Origin of the sequence: Brevundimonas sp. LPMIX5, from assembly GCF_003576505.1 — a bacterium.
GTDB lineage: Bacteria > Pseudomonadota > Alphaproteobacteria > Caulobacterales > Caulobacteraceae > Brevundimonas > Brevundimonas naejangsanensis.
This window is the reverse complement of record NZ_QWTZ01000014.1, coordinates 1-15,160: the sequence shown is the minus strand read 5'-3', so window position 1 is coordinate 15,160 and position 15,160 is coordinate 1. Positions and strand designations below refer to the sequence as shown.

Below are 15,160 nucleotides of genomic sequence, written 5' to 3'. Positions count from 1 at the left end.
GCGATAAGAACATGAAAGGGGAGTGACAGTGAGACATCGTACCCATGCCTTGGCCATGACCGCGATCGCGGCCGGCTTTTCCGTCCTGGCGGGCGCCGCCGCCGCTCAGGACGCCGTCCAGGTCGATGAGATCATCGTCACGGCCCGTAAGACAAGCGAGCGCCTGCAAGAGGTGCCGCTGTCGATCACAGCGCTGAACGCCGAGGACATGCAGCGTCGCGGCATCCGCGAAGTCACGGACCTTTCCTCGATCGCCCCGGGCCTCAACATCGAGAAGGACCAGGGCCGCCGCTTCGAGCGCCCGGTCATTCGCGGCCAGGCCAACGTCTTCGGCGCGCCCAACGCCGCCTCCTTCATCGACGGCGTCTATATCCCGGACAGCCTGTTCGCCACCGAAATGGCCTTCGTCGACCAGGTCGAGGTGATCAAGGGACCCCAGTCGGCCCTGTACGGCCGCCAGACCTTCTCGGGCGCGATCAGCTATACGACACGCAAGCCGTCGCAGGACGTCGAGGCGCTGATCCGCGCCACCGCGGCCGAGCATGACGAATACAACTTCCTGATGGGCCTCAGCGGGCCGCTGGTGAAGGACGTGCTGTCGGCCCAGGCGTCCGTCAACTACTACACCTATGGCGGCGAGTACCGGAACAACGCGCCCGGCACGCCCAGCGACGGCAAGACCATCGGTCAGGAAAAGACTGTCGGCGGCACCCTGGCGCTGATGTACACGCCGACGTCGGAACTCAGCTTCATCCTGCGCGGCTCATACGCTCACAACAACGACGGCCACGAGCCGATGGCGATCCAACGCTCGACCGCCAACAACTGCTATCTGGACACCCGCACCCAATATTATTGCGGCGCCATCAACGTCACGCCTGACATGATTGGCCTGAATCTGGATGAAATCGGCGGCGGCGGCGTTGAACGCAAGACAGGCCGTCTGAGCCTGACCGCCGAATACGATCACGGCGGCTACACCCTGACCTCGATCAGCGCCTATAACGACTCCGAAGAGCACCGAAAGGCCGACCTTGATTACCTGCCCCAGCGCCTGCTGGGCGGTTCGCTGCATGTCGACGACCGGGTGAACATCAAGGGCTTCAGCCAGGAATTCCGCATCGCTTCGCCGCGCGGCGAACGCCTGCACTGGATGGCCGGGGCCTATTATTTCAACAGCGACCGCTGGGACGGGCGTTATCGCTATGTCTCACGCGCCCTGCAGGACAACGGCACGATCGAGACGGAAAACCTGGCCGCCTTCGGCCTGGTCGGCTTCGACTTCACCGACAAGCTGTCGGGCACGGCCGAAGTGCGCGTCGCCGAAGAAAAGCTGCACCTGACCGGCGGGGATTCCAACTTCGATTACGAAGCGACCTATCGCTCGACCAACCCGCGTTTCACCATGTCGTACAAGGCCACTGACGACCTGATGTTCTATGGGCTGGTGGCGCGCGGCAACAAGCCGGGCGGCTTCAACACCGACGTGCGCCTGAGCCCCGCCGATCGCTCCTACGGCGAAGAGACAGCCTGGAACTATGAACTGGGCTTCAAGAGCGACCTGTTCGACCGCCGCGTCCGCCTGAACGTCGCCGGCTACTATATCGACTGGTCGAACCAGCAGATGACCCAGGTGGCCAATCTGTCCTCGACCGAAACCGTCTCCTTCATCCGCAACGTCGGCGAGGTCGAGGTCAAGGGCGTCGAGGTCGAGGCCCAGGCCAAGATCACCTCCGACTGGTCCGTGCGCGGCACCTTCGCCTATGCGGATTCCGAATACACCAACGCGACCGACCCGGACTTCGCCACCCTGACCGGCGGCGACGGCGACGTCAGCGGCAAGGCGATCCCCAACGCGCCCAAGATCCAGTACTCCCTGGGCAGCAACTACGCCTGGTACGTCGGCGAGAACCGCTTCTTCGTCGACGGCACCTATTCCTTCCGCTCCAAGAAGTATGATCAGGTCGCCAACCTGGCCTGGGTGGACGGCCGCGATACCGCCAACGTGCAACTGGGATGGGAACGCGGCCCGCACCGGGTGATCCTGTTCGGCCGCAACATCTTCGACAACATCGATCCTGTCGGCATCGTCCGCTACTCGGACTTCACCACCAACCGTCGCGGCTTTGTGGGCTCCCTGCCGCGCGGTCGTCAGATCGGCCTGACCTACGAAGCCAACTTCTGACCTGCCTCCCGGAAGCTGGTTGGGCCCGCAGTTCACGCTGCGGGCCCTTTTTTCTTTGAGGCCCCGGCCTCGGCCAGCCTCTGCTCCAGAAAGCAGAAAGGCCCCGGACGGCGATGCGTCCGGGGCCTTTTCCATCATTTGACCGTCGGGTCGATCAGCCGGTGAGAGCCGTGCCGCGACGCCCCTCAGCGTCGGGCTTCTCGCCCAGCACGATATACCAGGCGCGCGGGCCGTCCCGCATCCGCACCGTCGTCTCCAGCACTTCGTCAGGCGCGAAACCCGCTTCAAGCATGACGTCCGGCGCCTGTGTCGCCAGGAACTCGTCCCAGAAGGGTTCATCGTTGTTCTTGGTCTGCCAGGCGAAGATGAACTTCTCGAAGGCGCTGAAATCGGCGCCCTTCATCGGCACGTCCTGGTGCACGACCACGCCGCCGGGGCGCAGCACGCGGCGCGCCTCGCTGAAAATGCGGCCGAGCGAAGCGCGCGAGACCTCGTGCATCATGTTGTGCGACACGACCAGATCAAAGCTTTCGTCCTCGAACGGCATGGCGCCCGCATCCATCTGACGGAAGTGCGCCTTCAGCCCCATCGCCTCGGCCCGGATATGGGCGTAGCGCAGCAGGCCCGGCGCCACGTCGACGCCATAGACCTCGGCCTCGGGAAAGGCGGCCGCATACCCGACCGTGGCGCCGCCCGAGGAACAGGCCAGATCCAGAATGCGACGCGGCTTGAAGCCGGGATAGCGCTCAGCCAGGAATTCGATGACGGCCGCAGACTTGGAGTCGCGCGTGCCGATGCCGACGCCCAGAGAGTAGGCGTTTCCGCCGCTCTCATAGAAGGCCCCGGCCGTGAAGTCGTCGGCCGAACCCTCGCCCAGCATATAGCCGCCGGGCTGGCCGTGGATGTGGCCGGCATAGGCGTCGGCCGGGGCCGCAAAGTCGGGGCTGGTTTCGCAGCTGCCGCCCGCCGGCGCCTGGGCCAGACCGGCGGCGACCTCCTTCATGCGCGGCAGTTCGCGATGAATGGTCTCGCCCACCGAGTTCCACATGACGTCCTGAGCGCTGCGGCTGAAGGCGCTCCAGATTTGATAGAAGGGATCACGGATCATGGCCGCCGTGATGTCCTCGACGGTTTCGGGCGTCTTGCCCGATGCGGCTTCGAAGGCCGGACCGGCGCGGGCGTCCAGGGCGACCTTGTTGGCGTCCTCATAGCGGCGCAGCCGGTTCTTCAACTGCACGATGTACTGGGTGCGCGCCGCCTCATCATGAAGCGGCCGGGCCAGAAGTTCATGGGTGGCCGTACGGTCGATGATCATGCGCTCTCCTCCATGTTCGACTGGCGTTCAGTCTTTCATGATGTATTATCTCAAATACCTCTTATGCGGAAGTGTCTTCGTCGGATCGGACCATGCCTTCAATCTCGCCGCCCCCTCTTCGCCCTGCATCCGGTGTGGAGCGCGACCGGCCCGATCTGGGCGCGCGCGGCGTGGTCGCCCTGCTGACCCCGGCCGAAAATCCGACCGCCGAGCCTGAGCTGTCGCTGCTGATGCCGCCGGACGTGAACCTGCTGACCGCGCGCATGTATGCGCCCGCTTCCGAGATGAGCGCCAGACTCAAGGCCTATGAGACGCGGCTTGAGGAGTGGCTGGCCCCTTTCGGCGACGCGCCTCTGGACGCCGTTGCATTCGCCTGCACCGGCTCGACCTATCTGCTGGGCCCTTCGCGGCGTCGGCCGGAAGCGCTGGAGCGTCGCCACGGGCCCTGCCCCGTCGTCTGCGCCGCCGATGCGCTGAAGGATGGCCTGCAATCGCTGAGGGCGCAGCGCATCACCCTGGTCAGCCCTTACCCTTCAGCCTTGACCGAGGCCGCTCAGGACCACTGGCGCGGGGCGGGATATGATGTGGCCGCTGTCATCCAGTCGCCCCTCGCGCATGGCGCGGCCCACCCGATTTACGGCCAGACGGCCGCCACCCTGCTGACAGGGCTGCGCCAGGGCCTGAAGGCGGGCGTCGCCGACGCCGTGATCGTCATGGGAACGGGCGCGCCAAGCCTGGCCGCCCTGGCCGTCGCCAGCGAGGAAACGGATATCCCGATCCTGTCCTCCAACCTGGCCACAGCCTGGTCCGTCGCGCATCAACTGGGACTGGAAGAGCGGCCGCTGATCACGGAATGGCTGGCGCCCGACGCCCCCTGGCGCGAACGGTTATGGAGCCGTTTCCCCGCCGTTCGCGCCCGTCTGAAGAGCACCTGACGCCCTATTCTGATTTCGTTTCGAGGAGTTTCCTGATGTCTACGCCCAAGCCGCCCCGCCCGACCTTCTTCGAGGACACCGCCAACGACCGGCTCACCGCCATCATCACCGCCCTGGTGACTGAGGTGGCCGGGTTGAGCGACCGGGTGGCGACGTTGGAAAACCTGCTGGCCGCCCAGGGCGTGCTGTCGCCGGACGCGGTCGATCATCATGTCCTGACCGAGCAGGAACAGGCTGCGCGCCGCGCGCGCCACGCGGCGCTGACCGACCGCGTGTTCTACGTGCTTCAGGAAGAGGTCGACGCCCTCAAGGGACAGTTGGGCGCCTGATGCGAAAACGGGCCGGGACGCCCTGCGCCCGGCCCGTCGCCCCTCGCCCCGCTCCGCTTTCGCCGATGCTCCCTCAAGCAGCGACGTGCGGAGGAGCTCGCCTCAGGCCAGCGTCGCCGCCTTGCGCAGGCCGTCGATCATGGATGACCGCATCACATAGTCCTTGTGCCGCACAGGATCGGCCAGCATGGCCTGCATCTCGGCCATCATGACCTTGCGGCGTTCCGGGTCGCGCTCCTGCATCCGCCCACGGTTGCGATCCGCCTGGGCCAGGATCTCCTGCTCGGCGATAGGGCGGCGCTGGCGGGTGTAGAGATCCAGCAGCCTCTCGTCGGCGCCTTCCAGCACGGCCTTCAGCTTCTCGGTCAGGTTGAAGGCGTCATGGACGCCGCCGTTCATGCCCATCCCGCCGGACGGGCTGTTGATGTGGGCGGCGTCGCCCGCCAGCACGACCCGTCCGCTGCGGTAATCAGGCGCGATCCGCATGTGCACGCGATAGGGTCGGATCTCCAGCACCTTGTATGGTTCGTCCCTTGCGACGATGGCCTGAAGCTTGCGCTCGATGCTGGCGGGGTCCAGCGCGTCCTCGATGGACTCTTCGCCGCGCGGATAGAGGCTGCAGCGCCAGAAATCCTTCAGCTTGAGCAGGGAGAAGGTGCCGCCGTCCGTCCAGCAGTAGTTGACGTTCGACAACCCCTCCAGATGGTCTTCAAAGGGGAAGTCCGTGATCGCGAGGATGGTCGTCTCAGGATAGGTCTTGCCGTCAAGCTCCCACCCCAGCAGGGTCCGCACCGCGCTACGGGCGCCGTCCGCCCCGATCAGATAGCGACAGCGCAGAGTCTGCGCCTGACCGCCCTGCTCATAGGTGACGTTGACGCCGTCTCCGTCCTGATCCACGGCGCACACCGTTGCGCCCATGCGGATTTCGACATGACGCGCATCCGACAGGTGGTCGGCCAGGATACGGCACAGACGAAATTGCTCGCACTGCAGTCGGAAGGGATGCTGGGTCTCGCCCTCAAGATAGGACAGGTCGAATACGGCGCGTTCGCCGGTTTCATGATGCCGGATCTGCCACTGTTCGCACTTCAGCCCCTGAGCGATCAGCGGCTCGGCCAGTCCGTACTGCGCCAGCATGTCCAGCGTCGGGGGATGAAAAGTCGACGCCCGCAGGTCTTCAGGCAACTCCGTTTCGGCCTCAAGCACGATGGCTGAAATCCCGAAAGCTTCCAGCCTCAAGGCCGCGCTCAACCCGACCGGGCCGGCGCCGACGATGACCACTTGGGCGTCCCATTGCTGCATATTGGCGACCTCATGCCTACTTGTATCTGACTTAATACATTTGTTCGGCATTCCGGCAAGGGAAGAGTCGCAGACTTCCCTGCAGCCTCGCGCATTTAAGGAAACTTCGACGCCTCAAAGGGCCAATGAAGCAGCTTTTGCCTCACCGCGCCCTCTCGCCTTGCGATCCGCATCGATCACGTATTAGCTTAAACACAACACAAGTCGCCACAGTATCAGGATGACCGCTCATGTCCCTCCCCGCCTCCCCGTTCGACTGGGCTCCCAAAACGGTCACCAGCCTGATTGACGGCGCCTATGTCGCAGAGCGCGGCGGCCATCGCCTGCCCGCCTATTATCCGGGCAACGGCGAAGTCATCTCCGAACTGCAGGAAGCCGACGCCGAGGAAGTCGATCGTGCGGTCCGGTCAGCCCGCCGGGCCTTCAACGATCCCGCATGGCGCGAAATGTCGGTAGAGGCCCGACAGGCCATCCTTTATCGGATCGCGGACGCCATCGACGCCCACGCCGTGGAACTGGCGACGCTGGAAACACTGAACGCCGGCATCGTCCTGCGCGACGTTCTCAGCCGCCAGGTCGTGCGCGCAGGCTATAATTTCCGCTTCTTCGCCGAAGCGATCAGCCAGCAGCCTGGCCAGGTCTGGCAGCAGATCAAGGATCACCTGACATTCGTCACGCGCCACCCCGTGGGCGTGGCCGCTCTGATCGCGCCGTGGAATTCGCCTCTGGCGCTGGCGTCGATGAAGGTCGCCTCGGCCATCGCCTTCGGCAACACCTGCGTGCTGAAGCCGTCGGAGCAGACTCCGCTGTCGCTGGCCCGCATGGTCGAGATCATCAACACCATCACCCCGCCGGGCGTGGTCAACCTGGTGAACGGGCGCGGGACGGTGACGGGCGCGGCCCTGGTGGATCACCCCGAGGTCGATCTGATCGCCTTCACCGGCGGGACCGAGACGGGCCGCCACATCATGCAGGCGGCCGGGCGGCGACTGAAACCGGCGGCGATGGAGCTGGGCGGCAAGTCGGCCAACATCATCTTCGCCGACGCCGATCAGGAGCGGGCCCTGGACGGCGCCCTGATCTCCATCTTCTCGAACAACGGGCAACAGTGCCTGGCCGGTTCGCGCATCCTGGTCCAGGATTCCATCTTCGACGAGTTCGTCGATCGCTTCGTCGAGCGGGCGCGAAAGATCCGCGTCGGCGACCCGCTGGACGACGCCACCGAGATCGGCCCCATCGCCTCGGCCCGCCACCGTCAGCACATCCTGTCCTATGTCGACATCGCCAAAAGTCAGGGCGCGACCCTGTTGACCGGGGGCAAGGCGCTGGACCGACCGGGCTATTTCATCGAGCCGACCGCCGTCCTGGCGCCCAGCAACAGCGACCGCGTCTGTCAGGAGGAAATCTTCGGCCCCTTCGCCGCCTTCGTGAAGTTCAGCGACATGGAGGACGCCGTCCGCATGGCCAATGAAAGCCAGTTCGGTCTGGTCGGCTATTGCTGGACGCAGAACGTGGACAAGGCCCTGCGGGTCAGTCAGGCCGTTCGCACGGGTCTTATGTGGGTCAACACCCCGATGGTGCGTGAACTGCGCGCGCCGTTCGGCGGGGTGAAGGATTCGGGTCTGGGCCGCGACGGCGCCGCCGCCTCCATGGCCTTCTTCACCGAAGAGAAGACGACGACCATTCCTCTGGCCGACGTGCCGCTGCGCAAGTTCGGCGCCTGATCCCGACAGGGTTGCGGCGGGCCTGTCCCGCCGCGCTTCGCCTCAACCGATGTGACGCCACTGCGGACGGGCCGAGCTGTTATCGCGCGTCAGCAGCATGTGGTACTCATACTGATCGGGATTATAGAGGCCGACCTGGTGCTCGAACGGGCGGCCGTCGCCGTCGAACACCGTCCGGCGCAGGCGCAGCAGCGGCGCCCCGATAGCCACATTCAGCTTATTGGCCGCCGCGTCGTCGGCTGGAATGGCGCTGATGGTCTGTTCAGCGCGCTGGGCGCGTATCCCGCCGCTTTCCAGGATACGCATGATCGGCCGGTCGTCGATGACGCTCCGAGGCGCCAGGGAGGCGACGGAACGAGGCAGCCACACCGTCGTCACCGACAAGGGCTTGTCCTTGAAGAAACGCAGGCGCTCGATCCGCAGCGCTCGCTCGTCGGCGGGAAGGCCCAACGCCTGAAGCACGGCGGCCGGCGTCTGCGCCTCGGGTTCGTAGGCCAGCAGCCGCGCCGTCGTCTCAAGCCCCAGGGTGATGAGGTTCTCGACCAGGCCCGACACCCGGCTTTCCTCTCTTTGCGCCTCATCAGCGCGCGGGGCGACGAAAGTGCCGACGCCATGCTTGCGTCGAATCCAGCCTTCGCGTTCCAGCAGATCCAGCGCGCGCCGCACCGTCACGCGCGACACGTCATAGGCCGCCGCCAGCTGCATTTCGGACGGCAGCGGCTGCTCCGGCGCAAAGGCGCTGTCCTTGATCTGCTGACGCAGAATGGTGGTCAGCTGGTGGTAGATCGGCAGGCTGCTGGAACCGCCGTCCGCCTTGAGGCTGCGCCGACCGATATCGGTCCCTGCCTCAGCGCCCTGTCTGGCCAAGCTCATCCTCCACACGCTGGCGTCTGGGCCTGCGTCGTCAATTAGCGAACTTGTGCTTATTATCAGACCTTAGCCGCTTGACCACTCCGGCTTGTCTCCGTCGCCGCCGCAAGCCACACAAGGCGGCATGACATCATCTCCGCCGACAGACGACGCCCTGGACCTCCATCCCGAGCTTCTGGACGACCGGCTGCCGATCCCCCTGTATCATCAGGTTCGGCTGCTGCTCGCCGAGCGGATCCGGCGCGGCGTGTTTCCGCCCGGCTCCCTGTTGCCTGGCGAGCATCAGATTGCAGAACTGCTGGGCGCGTCGCGAATAACGATCAAGCGCGCCATGAATGAACTGGCCGATGCGGGCCTGGTCACGCGCCATCGGGGCCGCGGCACGGTGGTGGCGCCGCAGGTCGAACTGCCTGTGGTGACAGGGTCCTTCTCCACCCTGATGGATTCGCTCAAGACCATGGGGCACGAAACCCAGGTCGAGTTGCTGGAAAGCCGGTCTGTCGCAGCCGATAGCGACGTCGCGCACGCGCTGGCGGTCATCCCCGGCGCCCCTGTGCGGCGCATCACCCGCCTGCGTCGGTTGGGCGAGACGCCGTTTTCCTATCTTGTGTCGTGGTTGCCGGAGTTCGTCGCCAGCGGATGTGACGACGCCGCCTTCGCTGAACAGTCCATGCTGGACCTGCTGGAGCGAGCCGGAGCGACGCCGCATGAGGCTGAACTGTGGATATCGTCAGTCGGAGCCGACACCGCTGCGGCCTCGGCGCTCCAGGTGGCGATCGGGTCGCCCCTGCTCCGGATCGAGCGGATCATGCGCCGGGCCGACGGCGAACCGGTTCAGTATATTCACGCCCATTATCACGCCGACCGCTTCCGCTATCATCTGCTCAGCCGCCGCGAAGAAGGAAACTGGCAGGACGGCGCCTGATTTCCGCTGCTCCGCCTCAGGATCGGCTGGCGCCCGCCGCAGGACGGTCTATAGTTGGCCTATCTTTATACCATTAAGGACGGACCGACCGTGAGCGACCTTGTCTTCGAACCGACCATGATCTGCGAGAACAAGACGGCGCGCGAGTTGTTCGAGGCGGTCAAGGCCAATCCCGCCCGCGCCCGTTTCGGCTTTGGCGAGAAACTGGCCGTGGTCAACGTCGATTTCCAGCAATCCTACACCCGCCCCGATCTGTTTCCGAAGACGGCCTATGTGACCCACCCTGACCAGATCGGATTCACCAATCGCATCTCGGCCGCCGCGCGCGCCAAGGGGATGCCGGTGATCTGGAGCCATGTCGCCTACAAGGCCGACGCGGGCGACGCCGGGGTCTGGGGCACGCGCACCGATACGCCGGACAGCCTGCAGAACATCAAATACGGGTCCGAGCGCCACGCCCTCGATCCGCGCTGCCGGATCGATGAGGCTGTGGACCTGATCTACACCAAGCGGATGCCCTCGGCCTTCTTCGAGACGCCGCTGAACTCCTACCTTCGCTGGCACAAGGTGGATACGGTGCTGGTGACGGGCGGCTCGACCTCGGGCTGCGTGCGCGCGACGGCGGTGGACAGCCTGTCCTATGGCTTCCGCACCATCGTCGCCGAGGAGTGCGTGGCGGACAAGCACGAGAGCTACCACTACGCCAATCTGACCGACCTTCAGCTGAAGTACGCCGACGTGGTGTCGGCGCAGGAAGTGCTGAACTGGCTGGCCGCGCGCTGAGCTGACGGCAGCCTGAAAAATCGAAGGGCGGCGGACCGAAATCCGCCGCCCTTCTTTTTACGCTTTTACGCTTCCCGGCCGAAGGTTGGGGGCGACGGCCGAGTCTGGAGCCGGGACGACGGCGGCCTCAGCCGCGCGCCGCCTCGACAATCTCTGACACGCCGGCGGTCCATACGGCGTCGTCCTTCGCCAGACCGTCCAGCACGCGACGGACAGACTTCATCCGGAACGGCAGGCCGCTGACGTAGGGTGTCAGGGTGAAGCCGACGACCTGGCCGCCGAAACGGTCGGCCTCGGCCTTGTGCAGGCGGATCGCCTCCAGCACCTGATCGGCCCATTCGTCCTCGGTCTGAAGGCGCACGGTCAGCAGGGTGCGGTCATCCAGTTCATTCGACAAAGGGGCCGCCCAGACCACGCCCTTGTCGGTCTGCATCGGCACGGGAACCGTGTCCTGCTCCCAGTCCAAGCAGATGTCGAAACCCGCCTCGGCGATCAACTCCAGCGTCTGGAACGACTGTTGCCGCGCCGGGCTCATCCAGGCGCGCGGCTTCAGCCCCGCCCTGTCGAAGGCGTCGCGCGTGCGGCCGATCCATTCGACCTCGACACCCGGCTCAAGCCCGCTCCAGTGGATGCAGTCCGCTTCCCAGCCATAGGCGGCGATCTCGTGCCCGTCGGCGAGGATGGCCTCGACCAGCGGCCGAACGCGTTCCAGCAGGACCGCATTGATCGGAAACACCGCCTTCAGCCCTCTCGCCTTCAGCGCATCCAGAATGCGGAACACCCCGACCCGATTGCCGTAGTCGCGGGTCGTAAAGTGGCGCAGATCCGGATAGGTCGTCTGCATGGCGCCGGGATGCTTGAACGGCTTGCCTTGCGGGTTCAGGCGATGGAACTCCAGCGGGACCACGATCATGGCGGCGGCAGCCTTGCCGTCCGGCCAGGCCATCTTCGGCCGCTCGGTCGCCGGACGCCACGGATACAGCGTCTGATCCATGCCGTAGGAGCGGTGCGGATAGGTCAGATAGTCCTCAGGCAGCGCCATGGCCGAACCCCTTTCCTCCGGTCGCGCAGCCTCTTGCCGCGATATCGGCCTGCGTCTGGTCCCAGCAGTGGTCGCGATAGTAGCCCGCGATCTCGGCGCCGGTGGCGAACCACACGTCGTCGGCGTGGCCCATGATGTGTTTCAGCGCCTCTTCGAACGGGCCGAGGCGGTGCGGCTGGCTGACCAGATAGGCGTGCAGGGGAATGCACATGACCGTGCCGCTCTGCTCGCCCTCTTCCAGCAACTGGTCGAAGTGCCGCTTCAGGATGTCGGTGTAGCGCGCCGGGCTCATCCCCAGGGCGCCGTAGGTGATGACGTCGTTCACCTCCAGCGAATAGGGCAGCGAAATCAGCTTGCCCGACGCCGTCTTCACCGGCTGCGGCTGGTCGTCCTGAAACAGGTCGCAGGTGTACCAGAAGTCGTTCTCGGCGATCAGGTCCAGCGTCCGTTCGGTGTGCGTCAGAGCCGGAGCCAGATAGCCGCGAATACGCTGGCCGCTGGCCTTCTCGACCGTGCGGATGGCGTCGTCGATGATGGCGCGCTCCTGCGCCTCGTCCATGCCGTAGGAATAGCGGGTATTGTAGATGCCGTGCGAAAAGAACTCCCAGTTCCGCTCGACGCAGGCCTCGATGATCTCAGGATGGTGGTCGCAAAGGGCGACGTTCAGCGACACCGAGCCGCGCAGGCCGTATTTGTCCAGCAGCTCCATCAGCCGCCAGTGGCCGACGCGGTTGCCCCAGTCGCGCTGGGAATAGGCGACGACATCGGGCGCAGGCTTGGGCCAACCGGCGCGGCCGGGGTTCTTCGCGGGGTCGAACTCATAGAACTCGATGTTCGGAGCGACCCAGAAGGCCAGTTTCTTGCCGCCGGGCCAGACGATCTTCGGCCGGTCCCGATAGGGCCAGTAGTCGTAGAGGTTGGGGTCTGCGACGGTCATGCCTTCTCCTCTTCCTGCGCTTCGTATCGCTGTCCCAGCGCCATCATCTCATCCAGGCCGATGCGGGCGTTGACCCCCATCAGGTCGGTCATGTGCGCCCGGTGCGCCGCCGTGCCGCCATCGCGCTTCAGCACCGACAGGAAGGCTTCGACAGCCGGAATGACGGCGCGCACCATCGCGCCCGGCGCGATCACCAGACGATAGCCCAGTGCCGACAGACTGTCGGCCGAACTCAGCGGCGTGTCCCCGCCCTCGACCATATTGGCCAGCAGGGGAACGCGGGCGGCGAAGCGTTCGGCTACCGCCCGCATCTGGTCCAGATCGCGCGGCGCCTCGACGAACAGGACGTCGGCCCCCGCCTCCAGGAACAGTTCGGCTCGATCCATCGCCGCTTCAAAGCCTTCGACCGCGATAGCGTCGGTGCGGGCGATGATCAGGGTGTCGTCGTCGTGGCGCGCATCGACGGCGGCGCGAACCTTGCCCGCCATCTCCTGCGCCGAAATCACCCCCTTGCCGCGCAGATGGCCGCACCGCTTGGGGAAGGTCTGGTCCTCGATCTGGATCGCGCGGGCGCCCGCGCGCTCGAACAGCCGCACCGTCCGGCCCATGTTCAGGGCGTTGCCGAAGCCGGTATCGGCGTCGACGATCAGAGGGATGTCGATCCGCTCGGTGATGCGCGCCGCCACGTCAACGACGTGATCCAGACTGACCAGACCGATATCGGGCCGCCCCAGCTGGGTATAGGCGACCGAGGCGCCCGACAGATAGGCCGCCTCGAATCCGGCCTGCTGGATCAGCAGGCCGGACAGGGCGTCATAACAGCCCGGCGCCAGCAGGGCGGGCGACTGCTTGAGCCGACGACGCAGGTTCAGACGCTCGCTCATGCGGCGCCCGCCAGCTTCTTCTTCAGGTGCGGCATCAGCCCCCCGTCATCCATCATGGCCATAAGGTGCGGCGGCAGGGGCGTGAAATCATAGCCCCGCCCCGTTGTCAGATTCGTCAGACGCCCGACCGCCAGATCGACCTCCAGCCGGTCGCCTGCGGAAATCTCGCCCGCCTGTTCAAGGGTGATGCACGGCACCCCCAGATTGATCGCATTGCGCCAGAAGATGCGGGCGAAAGAGCGCGCGATCACGGCGCGCACGCCCAGCAGGCTCAAGGACACCGCCGCCTGTTCGCGCGACGAGCCGATGCCGAAGCTGCGACCGCCGACGACGAAGTCGCCCTTGGCCACCGTAAGAGCGAAGTCAGGATCGACAGCGGCCAGACAATGCTGCGCCAGTTCCTCAGGCGGCAGCTTCATCAGCGTGCCCGGCGCCATGACGTCGGTGTCGATATTGTCGCCGAAGACGAAGGCCCGACCGCTCATACCGCCTCTCCCAGGAACTGACGCGGATCGGCGATGCGGCCTTCAATGGCAGCGGCGGCCACGGAATAGGGCGAGCCGAGATAGACCTGCGCCTCCTTGGATCCCATGCGTCCCTTGAAGTTGCGGTTGGTCGAAGAGATGCAGACCTCGCCGTCCGCCAGCACCCCGGCGCCATAGCCAGCGCAGGCGCCGCAACCGGACGGCAGCAGGACCGCCCCCGCCTCCATCAGCGTCTGCAAGGTGCCGTCCTGCGTCGCTGTCGTCGTGGTTTTCTGAGACGCCGGAGCGATCAGCAGGCGGGTGTCCGGCGACACCTTGCGGCCCTTCAACACGGCGGCGGCCATGCGGAGGTCTTCGATCTTGGCCCCGACGCAGGCGCCGATATAGCACTGATCCACCTTGATCCCGGCGTGTTCGGTCACGTCCTGAGTGCGTGACGGATCATGCGGCGCGGCGATCTGCGGCTGCAGCGTCGCCGCATTGAAACGATGAACGGCGGCATAGACAGCATCGCGGTCCGACGCCAGCGCCAGGGCCGCCGCCTCATCCTCGACCGGACGCCCGGCCGCGCGCAGATAGTCGAACGTGGTCCGGTCCGGCGCCACGACCCCGGCTTCGCAGCCCAGTTCCGCAGCCATGTTGCACAGGACCATGCGCTCAGCCATCGACAGGCCCTCGACCGTGTCGCCGCCGTATTCAATGGCCTTGAAGGCGTTGTCCATGCCCAGTTCGCGGCACAGGAACAGCATGATGTCCTTGGCCGCAACGCCCGCGCCGAACCGGCCCGACCACTCGACGCGGATCGTCTCGGGCACGGCCAGCCAGGTTTCGCCGGTGGCGACGATGGCGGCCATGTCGGTGGCGCCATAGCCTGCCGCATAGGCGCCGAAGGCCCCCGCCGTCGGCGAGTGACTGTCGCCCCCCGCCACGAAGGCGCCCGGCCGGATCAGCCCGTGCTCGGGCAGGACCAGATGGCAGATGCCCACCATGTCGAAGAAGGCGCCCACCTGGTGTTCGGCCGCAAATTCTCGCGCCAGCTTCAGGATACGGGCGGATTCAGCGTCCACCGCCGGGACATAATGATCCGAGACGATGGCGACCTTCTGCGGATCCCAAAGGCCCACGCCCAGTTCTCGCAGCATCGGCGCCCAGCGGCGCGGTCCCGAACTGTCGTGCGCGAAGGCCAGATCGACCTGAGCCGTCACCAGTTGGCCGGGCGCGACCCGGTCCACGCCGGCCGCCCGGGCGATGATCTTTTCAACGAGGGTGGAGCCCCGGCCCATGCCTTCTCCCGATGATGCGCCGCACAAGGGCATTGCTGGACCAAATGATATAGTTTTATATCATCTAAACGCGCAGCCTTGGCAAGCGCATTCCCGCATCTTCCAGTCCATCAGGAACGCTCATCATGTCGAACCCCGCCACTTCTTCCGCCCCAAAACCC

14 protein-coding genes are annotated in these 15,160 nt (G+C 65.7%); 6 read left to right on the top strand and 8 right to left on the bottom strand.

From position 1 onward, the window contains the following. The first annotated feature begins 55 nt into the window (after nt 1–55). On the top strand, nt 56–2,185 hold the full coding sequence (locus D1604_RS12235) for a TonB-dependent receptor (RefSeq protein WP_024354886.1): 2,130 nt from the start codon (nt 56–58) through the stop codon (nt 2,183–2,185). A 154-nt stretch (nt 2,186–2,339) separates the two neighbouring features. Here D1604_RS12235 and D1604_RS12230 read toward each other — a convergent pair whose 3' ends face one another. After that, on the bottom strand, nt 2,340–3,500 hold the full coding sequence (locus D1604_RS12230; protein ID WP_119413513.1) for a class I SAM-dependent methyltransferase: 1,161 nt from the start codon (nt 3,498–3,500) through the stop codon (nt 2,340–2,342). A 92-nt stretch (nt 3,501–3,592) separates the two neighbouring features. Here D1604_RS12230 and D1604_RS12225 point away from each other — a divergent pair, with 92 nt between their 5' ends. Together D1604_RS12225 and D1604_RS12220 are read left to right on the top strand one after the other, a co-directional pair. Further along, nucleotides 3,593–4,435 (top strand): maleate cis-trans isomerase family protein, encoded by an 843-nt coding sequence (locus D1604_RS12225; RefSeq protein WP_147399913.1) that lies wholly within the window; start codon nt 3,593–3,595, stop codon nt 4,433–4,435. A 35-nt stretch (nt 4,436–4,470) separates the two neighbouring features. Beyond that, nucleotides 4,471–4,764 carry a hypothetical protein gene (locus tag D1604_RS12220; RefSeq protein ID WP_024354889.1) on the top strand — a complete coding sequence of 98 codons (294 nt, stop codon included), beginning with the start codon at nt 4,471–4,473 and terminating at the stop codon, nt 4,762–4,764. Between the two features lie 102 nt (nt 4,765–4,866). Here the strand turns inward: D1604_RS12220 and D1604_RS12215 are convergent, their stop codons facing one another. After that, nucleotides 4,867–6,066 (bottom strand): FAD-dependent oxidoreductase, encoded by a 1,200-nt coding sequence (locus D1604_RS12215; RefSeq protein ID WP_119413511.1) that lies wholly within the window; start codon nt 6,064–6,066, stop codon nt 4,867–4,869. A gap of 230 nt (nt 6,067–6,296) precedes the next feature. Here D1604_RS12215 and D1604_RS12210 point away from each other — a divergent pair, with 230 nt between their 5' ends. Then, the gene (locus D1604_RS12210) at nt 6,297–7,790 is read left to right on the top strand and encodes an aldehyde dehydrogenase (RefSeq protein WP_119413510.1); all 1,494 of its coding nucleotides are present in this window, start codon (nt 6,297–6,299) and stop codon (nt 7,788–7,790) included. 42 nt (nt 7,791–7,832) lie between these two features. On the opposite strand, the gene D1604_RS12205 is transcribed toward D1604_RS12210, so the two are convergent. Beyond that, nucleotides 7,833–8,663: a GntR family transcriptional regulator gene (locus tag D1604_RS12205; protein WP_119413509.1), complete on the bottom strand. Its 831-nt coding sequence runs from the start codon at nt 8,661–8,663 to the stop codon at nt 7,833–7,835. Between the two features lie 121 nt (nt 8,664–8,784). Here D1604_RS12205 and D1604_RS12200 point away from each other — a divergent pair, with 121 nt between their 5' ends. Continuing rightward, entirely contained in the window at nt 8,785–9,585 is an 801-nt protein-coding gene (locus D1604_RS12200) for a GntR family transcriptional regulator (RefSeq protein ID WP_119413508.1), read from the top strand. Nucleotides 9,586–9,675: 90 nt separating this feature from the next. Beyond that, nucleotides 9,676–10,368: an isochorismatase family protein gene (locus D1604_RS12195; protein WP_233552080.1), complete on the top strand. Its 693-nt coding sequence runs from the start codon at nt 9,676–9,678 to the stop codon at nt 10,366–10,368. Between the two features lie 127 nt (nt 10,369–10,495). On the opposite strand, the gene D1604_RS12190 is transcribed toward D1604_RS12195, so the two are convergent. From D1604_RS12190 to D1604_RS12170, 5 genes are read right to left on the bottom strand one after another with little or no spacing between them, the layout of a single operon-like run. Beyond that, nucleotides 10,496–11,410, bottom strand: a complete 915-nt coding sequence (locus tag D1604_RS12190) for a polysaccharide deacetylase family protein (protein ID WP_119413507.1) — start codon at nt 11,408–11,410, stop codon at nt 10,496–10,498. Beyond that, nucleotides 11,397–12,347: a polysaccharide deacetylase family protein gene (locus tag D1604_RS12185; protein WP_119413506.1), complete on the bottom strand. Its 951-nt coding sequence runs from the start codon at nt 12,345–12,347 to the stop codon at nt 11,397–11,399. Before D1604_RS12185 ends, D1604_RS12190 begins: the two co-directional genes overlap by 14 nt. Further along, the gene (locus D1604_RS12180) at nt 12,344–13,231 is read right to left on the bottom strand and encodes an isocitrate lyase/PEP mutase family protein (protein ID WP_119413505.1); all 888 of its coding nucleotides are present in this window, start codon (nt 13,229–13,231) and stop codon (nt 12,344–12,346) included. Before D1604_RS12180 ends, D1604_RS12185 begins: the two co-directional genes overlap by 4 nt. Continuing rightward, nucleotides 13,228–13,716: a LeuD/DmdB family oxidoreductase small subunit gene (locus D1604_RS12175; protein ID WP_119413504.1), complete on the bottom strand. Its 489-nt coding sequence runs from the start codon at nt 13,714–13,716 to the stop codon at nt 13,228–13,230. Before D1604_RS12175 ends, D1604_RS12180 begins: the two co-directional genes overlap by 4 nt. Beyond that, a complete protein-coding gene (locus D1604_RS12170) occupies nt 13,713–14,999 on the bottom strand; it encodes a 3-isopropylmalate dehydratase large subunit (RefSeq protein WP_119413503.1) in 1,287 nt (428 codons plus the stop codon). The genes D1604_RS12175 and D1604_RS12170 overlap by 4 nt, the downstream gene beginning before the upstream one ends. Between the last annotated feature and the right edge of the window lie 161 nt (nt 15,000–15,160).